The organism is Metalysinibacillus jejuensis (genome assembly GCF_003057615.1).
GTDB lineage: Bacteria > Bacillota > Bacilli > Bacillales_A > Planococcaceae > Metalysinibacillus > Metalysinibacillus jejuensis.
Map to the genome: position 1 here is coordinate 1 of NZ_QAFW01000077.1, position 6577 is coordinate 6577.

Below are 6577 nucleotides of genomic sequence, written 5' to 3' on the forward strand. Positions count from 1 at the left end.
GGATCTAGATAAACTGGCACAATTGTCGGTTGATTCGTTGGCATAAAAAAGCACCTCCTTAAATTGATACGTTTATCGTACCGGAGGTGCCAGGGTGTTTATATGCGTTATTTGATTGGGGGCTTACAATGTGGTGGAACAATAACAAAAATGACACAGCTATTCTTAAACCTTAGCTGTGTCATCATTTATTCCTCGAATAGCTGCTTGAGTTTATCATCGACAGGTGGTGAAACCAATTCATGTTCTTGTAAAATGCGAATCATTTGAACTAACCCGTTTGAAGCAGGTTCTTCTTCTTCAATTAATCCAAAACCAAAACGCTCATATAGTGAAATTAACGCAGCGATAGGCTTACATTCAAGCATGATGATCCTTCCTGATAATAACTCTTGTCCATCTAATATCGTAGATAAACAATATGTCATTAATTCATCGCCTGTTATTGCTGCTTTATACTTTTCGTTCTTCGCTAATTGCCCAATAAGTAGAACAGGAAATTCAGTGATTTTTTGACCACCTTTATTTGCAGAAAAGCCATCTAATTTTTTTATCTTATTTCCACTAAAAGTTTGTGGTACTTTAAAAACTTGAAGTGCAAGTGAAAAGTAGCCAATGATTTTGATATCCTCAAAATTTGCGGCATTCTCATTATAGATGAGGAAGGTTCTACTTTTACCAAGCTTTTCATAGTGAATTGCTTTTTTTGGATTATGTAAGAAGTTTTCAATGTCAGGATCTTTTGAACAAGAAAAAATAGAAATAAGTTTCAGAGCATTTTGCTCACCACCTATTTCTATTAATGATTTTAGCGAGAGAACATTCGTTTTAATTTATCTTCACCTTGCTTTCTGCGGTCAGGTGACGTTAAAGAGCGATCGATTTTCTTACTTGGTTTTGGATGATTCACGATGTTTACAAACGATTTAACGGCACGTTCTGATTTAAGGGTGAAGTCTTTGTCAAATGATGATGTTGCCATGTGACATTACCTCCTTCACTTTTATTACTGATATTATAACACGGAACAAATAAATATTGGGTGACTGACACCCACAAAATTTTCTTGTATGAAGAGATTATCGAATAAGAATCGTAATAATAAAAAACTTAAGCATATATTATCATCATGAAGCCAATTAACAATTGGTAACGCATAGCGCTCATTCTCTTACAGGGAATGGGCGTTTTGTATTGACTAAAAATTATATGTACTAAATTATCAATTTAGTTAGTTGTTTTCCATTTTACTAATTGAATATTCATAATTATCTAAAATTCAATAAATATTTATAACTATTATCCGATATAATTTGTAGGTCTAAAAAACCTAATACACTATAAAGGATGATTATAATGAAAATACAAAAAGACCGTTGGGATTTTTACAAAGACAATTCTAGAGAATGGCGATGGCGACGAACGGCAGCTAACGGTAAGATTGTAGGCGCTTCGACGCAAGGTTATGTGAATAAGTCCGACTGCATTGCGAATGCTAAGCGAAACGGCTACGACTAGTTGAAACTATAAAATCTAGAGTGTTTAGTACTCACATCTTATGCTAATTTTTAAATGCTATTATATAAGGAGGAATGCAAGGTGGGGCAAGTAAAGAAAATGATGATGGAATTTGACGAAGCTGAACGAGATGAACTTAATGAGTTGATTGATAATAATCTTGATGAATGTATTAAAGAATTAAAGGCTGAACTTGAAGAGCAACAAGAATATTTTAATGATATCGTCTCCAAAGTAATTGAAGATGAAGATGATGTAGATTTATCGGAATTAGACGATATCGTAGAAAACATCAAAAATTTTCCTTTTTCTATCCGAAGTTTATCAGATAAAATAGAACGACGTGAAGAATTAAAAGAGAAATTCAACATAAAATAAAAATATTAGGTGCCTGGCACTCGCACAAATTTTATAAGGATAGCTTAGGTGAGTGGAGAGGGCGTCGTATAGCAACGAACGGTAAGATTGTATGAGCAGCTTCGCAAGGATATGTTAATAAATCCGATTGTTTAGCAAATGCAAAAAGAAATGGCTACAGGTAATTTTTATGTTTAGTAAATAGCAATTTTATAGCGAATTAAAGTATAAATACAAAGTAAATTGAATAGCTACTGAATGTATCAAGCATTAACAGATAGGTAATCAAGTTCATTTTACTTAAGGAGGACATTTATTTAATGAGTATAAAACAAGAAATATTTTCAAATGATTGTTCGGAGTATGTTGCTTTATATGGGTGGCAAGAACACTTAGGGAGAAGCACTATAGAGTTTGGCTATATTAATTCTTTTAAAAGTGCCGCAGACGATTTGGTTGAAAAGAAACTTGCTGATTTGTATATATTCCCTATAATATTTTGTTATAGACAATACCTAGAGTTGCTATTAAAAAATATTTACTATAGTCATAATACGCCAGACAAATATAAATTATATTTGTCTAGAGTATCACATGACTTGAAAAAATCATTTACTGAGGTTAAACCTTTTTTACTGTCAATGCATAATCAAAATACAGTAAATAAAGTGGAAGAAATTATTGATATTTTTCATAATTTGGATGAGGGCTCATATAATTTTCGTTACTCTACTGATAAAAAATTAAATAAGTCACTCCCTAACCCTCTTATCATAAATACAAAGCAATTACGTAAACACATTGATTTTATTGACTCAAAATTGCGTTGTACTTATGATGATTGTTAATAGTATTAATGTATGTCATTTGAGTGCTAAGTGAGCATACACTAAAAAAGCCTTGTTGCACATCGCAACAAGGCTTTTTGCTTGCTTTAATGCTAATATCGGGTGTCTGGCACTCACACATAATACTTGCGGCATTGGCTAAAATAGCAGGCTTAAATACTTCACGAGGATGGACGACACTCGCATTTAAACTTCCGATATGTGCGATGTTAATATGCGTCGGTTGATTCTTGACATTTAAACAAAGTACGACAAAGTGTTCACGATCGACATCTCCTAGAAATTCTCCGGTAGCAGGATGCTATTGCGTCCCTTACGTCACAGGATGTGACATGGCGTAGGGACGTTCCTTTAGCTGCCCCGTCACGTGGGTTACGAATGGTACGGTTAGCGTAATAAAGACTTGCTTCTTTAACTAACTTTACTGAAACAATCGCCACACGTTTACGGGGTTGTGGCAGGATTTCCTCTTTGACACCGATAGGTAATTGCAGTTGTTGCGTAGGTTGAATCGTAGTATACATAAAAAGCCCTCCTTCGTATTTTTTAGGCAACATAAAAACGCCCATTCCCTGTAAGAGAATGGGCGCTATACGTTACCAATAGTTACTTGGCTTCATGATTATAATATATGCTTATATTTTTTATTATTACGATTCTTGTTCGGCAACCTCTTCATACAAGAAGACTTTAATGCCTTCTTCTGTTTCGACAGGCATTACTTTCACTTGTTTGCCTTCTTTTTCAAACGTCATAAAGTCAGGTTTGGCATCTAATACTACATCCCAGCCGTCTTCTTTATACTGTTTTTCATAACTTTCTAAAAAGGTCTTATAGTCGCCTTCTTTTACCACATACGTTTGGTTCGGTTGCGTAGTATCAATTTTATCGCCTGTTTGTTCACTTTCGAGCTTCATATTTTCTTGAACAGGTGGTTTCACCTCTACCACTTCTTTACTTTGACAAGCGCCAAGGAGTAGCGCTGCACTTAGCAAGCCTACCATACCTAATTTATATTTCTTATGCTGTTTCATTTGTGTTCTTCTCCTCATCTAAAAAATACTACGATAGCTTTAGTATACCATTTGCTGCTATCGCACTACTAGCAAGAGCTCCAAACAATAAAGCACTCACTATTCAAAAAAGCCCTTCGCAAGATTGCTCTTACGAAGGACTTCCTATTTTCAACATAGTATCGCATTACACTATGCATTTTTATGAATTGTAGTGAATTGTGTGAGTGCCAGGCACCCGATATAGTGTGGGTGCCAGGCACCCGATATTTAAAAGAAACAAAAAGTAGAGCCAATCCATTACGGATCAGCCCTACTGTGGACACCTATTTCGACGATTTCATCACGTTTTGCGATTTATTCGCCACTGTTGCCCATGCACTGGACTTTCACCAGTGAATACAATCTAACAGTTAGAAAAAGCCCTATGAATTATAATGACTTTTAATATTTACTATAGTTAGTAAAATCTAAGTTTGTCATAAATTCATAGGGCTAAGTTCCACTCATTTCGCTAGTAGACTAGCTTATAGAGTAACGTTTCGTTTCGTTTTATTAAGGAGCTTCAGTTCCATCTTCTTATTCTTTATTTTGTACCAACTTGTGCTTCTACAGCTTCAGTAAAGACTACGATCGCACCTTTAGTAACTTCTACTTTATCTAACTTGTCTTGTTCTGCTTTATATTGAGTTTCTGTTTTATCAGTAGCTTCAGCAACTAGTTTAGCAGCTTTAATTGCATTAAATAGAGTTGTTGCTTGATCAACAGTTGCATATTTAACATCTTTATCTACTGCACCTACATTTGTTTCATTAGCAACTACAAGGTATACGTTATCGCCAATTGTAATTGTATCACCTGCAGCAACAGTTTCACCTTTCAACGTAAAGCTTACTGTGTTAATAGCTGTTTCTAAATTTCCTTTTGCTGTTTTTACTTTTCCTAAAGCAGTTTCAGCATCAGTTAATTTAGTTGCAGTAACCTTTTTTTGTTGATCAGAAGTTAGCTTGTCGAATGCGTCACGTGCTGCTTGGATTGCTGCTGCGTCAGCTACTGTTACAGCATCAGCTGCTGGTAAAGCTTTAATTGCTGCTTTCGCTTCCGCAATTGCTTTTACGCTTGCTGATACTTTTACGTTAAGCACTAAGCGTTCTTTACCGTATGAAATGTAGACTTCGCCGTCTTCACCTGTTGTTGATGTAATTGTGATTGTTTGAAGATCTTCTAGCTTTGTATCGTCTGCTAATGTAATAGAGAGTTTATCACCAGCTTCAGTAGCTAATGATGATGTTTTATCTGCTGTTACTCCTTCAGTAATACCGAAGATATCACCGTATTGGTCTGTTCCTGTGAATGTTAATGTGACAGCTTGCGTTGCTTCATCTGTAATTTCGATTGTGTTGTTTTCTACTTTTACTTCTTTAGCTTTTGTTGCATCTGTTACTTTACCTTCGAATGCTTTTTCAATCTTGAAGCCTTCTTTATAAGCTAGTGCTTCATCTGTGATCGTTACTGTTGTTTCAGCTGTTTTGAAGTTTGCTGTTTCTACTTGTACAGCTACATCGATTGTAAGACCTTTTAATGATTCGCTTCCACCTGTTTTAAGAACGCCATCTGTGATTGTTAATGTAACTTCTTCTTTATCAGCAAGTGTTACTTTGTATGTTCCTGCTGGATCTTCAGTTAATGTTAACGCATTTCCTTTAGCGTCTTTCACACCTGTGATTGACCATTTCAAGTCATCTGTAGTTACTTCAAGCACTTGATCGTCTTTGTCTTTTACGATTGCTTCAAGTTTTACGCCATCTTCTGGAGCTGCATTTTGTAAGCCTTCTACTTCTTTGATTTCTACTGAGCCAATTGCTTCAATCGCTTCGACTACTGTGAAGTCTACTTTTGCTGATGCAGTAGCATCGTCTTTTGTGACTTTAAACTCAACTGTTGATTTACCTGGTTTAACTTCATCTACAGTTTTGATTGTTACATCGTAACCAACTGTTTTGTCGCCTTCTTCAACTGCTTTAACTCCTGATGAAGGAATTTCAAATGAGCTACCTGTAGCAAGTGTAATATTAGTATCTTTAACTAATTCAGCTACCACATTACCGTATTGGTCTGTTGGTACGACACGGACTACTGTGCTTGCACCTTGGGCTACTTGTGTTGTTTTTGCTGTTGCTTTTACTTCTTTAAGTGCTGCTGCTGGTTTTACTGTTACGTCTACTTTTGATACTTCTTTACCTTCAACTGTTGCTGTTACTTTGACTTTTTTGTCAGCTTCTAGTTTGTCAACTTTTTCAGCTGAAATCACTAATGCTACACCTTTAGTGTATTTATCTTTTGTATCTTGAGTTTCGATTTTGCCTGTTTTCTCATCTACTTTGTAGTAAGAAACTGTTGCAAAGTTTGCTACTTCTGGGACTGTTTTTAAAGTAATATCTTCTTTTGCTGGAATGAAGTCGTTACCGAATTGGTCTTTTACTTCAATTACTTGAACTACTTCTTCTTTAGATCCTTGGTAGACGCCATCTGTAATTGCGTTGCCTAATGATACTTTATCAATCTTAGCTGCGCCAACTACTTTGAATGTTAGTTGTTTTCACGCCTGTTGATTAGCTAATTTTCACCGTAAAAAACTAATAAAAAAGAGAGATTCCATGTAAAATGTAAGTTACCACACAAACTTTTTACGAGGAGGAATCTCTCATTGCTAAGAATACCACGATTTTCACACTACTTCAAAACTTTATTTCACAGGAAGAACTCGCGGGTATTCTTACCGAATTCGGCTTTGAAGATACGGCTCGTAAATGCGATGTCCCTACGCTTTTACGTTATTTA

8 protein-coding genes and 1 pseudogene are annotated in these 6577 nt (G+C 35.5%); 3 read left to right on the forward strand and 6 right to left on the reverse strand.

From position 1 onward, the window contains the following. Window positions 1–188: 188 nt before the first annotated feature. Complete coding sequence (locus DDE80_RS15340) at window positions 189–368, reverse strand: hypothetical protein (RefSeq protein ID WP_201261539.1); 180 nt, start codon at window positions 366–368, stop codon at window positions 189–191. Between the two features lie 440 nt (window positions 369–808). Continuing rightward, window positions 809–982 (reverse strand): hypothetical protein, encoded by a 174-nt coding sequence (locus DDE80_RS15345; RefSeq protein ID WP_201261540.1) that lies wholly within the window; start codon window positions 980–982, stop codon window positions 809–811. A gap of 374 nt (window positions 983–1356) precedes the next feature. Here DDE80_RS15345 and DDE80_RS13425 point away from each other — a divergent pair, with 374 nt between their 5' ends. From DDE80_RS13425 to DDE80_RS13440, 3 genes are all read left to right on the forward strand, one after another. After that, window positions 1357–1518: a YegP family protein gene (locus DDE80_RS13425; RefSeq protein ID WP_108308397.1), complete on the forward strand. Its 162-nt coding sequence runs from the start codon at window positions 1357–1359 to the stop codon at window positions 1516–1518. An 81-nt stretch (window positions 1519–1599) separates the two neighbouring features. Then, a complete protein-coding gene (locus tag DDE80_RS13430) occupies window positions 1600–1896 on the forward strand; it encodes a hypothetical protein (protein WP_108308399.1) in 297 nt (98 codons plus the stop codon). 299 nt (window positions 1897–2195) lie between these two features. Then, the gene (locus DDE80_RS13440; RefSeq protein WP_108308401.1) at window positions 2196–2723 is read left to right on the forward strand and encodes a hypothetical protein; all 528 of its coding nucleotides are present in this window, start codon (window positions 2196–2198) and stop codon (window positions 2721–2723) included. Here the strand turns inward: DDE80_RS13440 and DDE80_RS15710 are convergent. From DDE80_RS15710 to DDE80_RS13455, 4 genes and pseudogenes are all read right to left on the reverse strand, one after another. After that, window positions 2683–2943 (reverse strand): annotated as a pseudogene (locus tag DDE80_RS15710) (JAB domain-containing protein); the annotation flags it as partial. The gene DDE80_RS13440 and the pseudogene DDE80_RS15710 sit on opposite strands and share 41 nt — an antisense overlap. A 40-nt stretch (window positions 2944–2983) precedes the next feature. Then, window positions 2984–3247, reverse strand: coding sequence for a hypothetical protein (locus DDE80_RS15715; RefSeq protein ID WP_345788855.1), 264 nt, complete (start codon window positions 3245–3247; stop codon window positions 2984–2986). 126 nt (window positions 3248–3373) lie between these two features. Beyond that, the gene (locus DDE80_RS13450) at window positions 3374–3757 is read right to left on the reverse strand and encodes a hypothetical protein (RefSeq protein WP_108308402.1); all 384 of its coding nucleotides are present in this window, start codon (window positions 3755–3757) and stop codon (window positions 3374–3376) included. A 565-nt stretch (window positions 3758–4322) separates the two neighbouring features. Beyond that, entirely contained in the window at window positions 4323–6047 is a 1725-nt protein-coding gene (locus tag DDE80_RS13455) for a hypothetical protein (protein WP_108308404.1), read from the reverse strand. Between the last annotated feature and the right edge of the window lie 530 nt (window positions 6048–6577).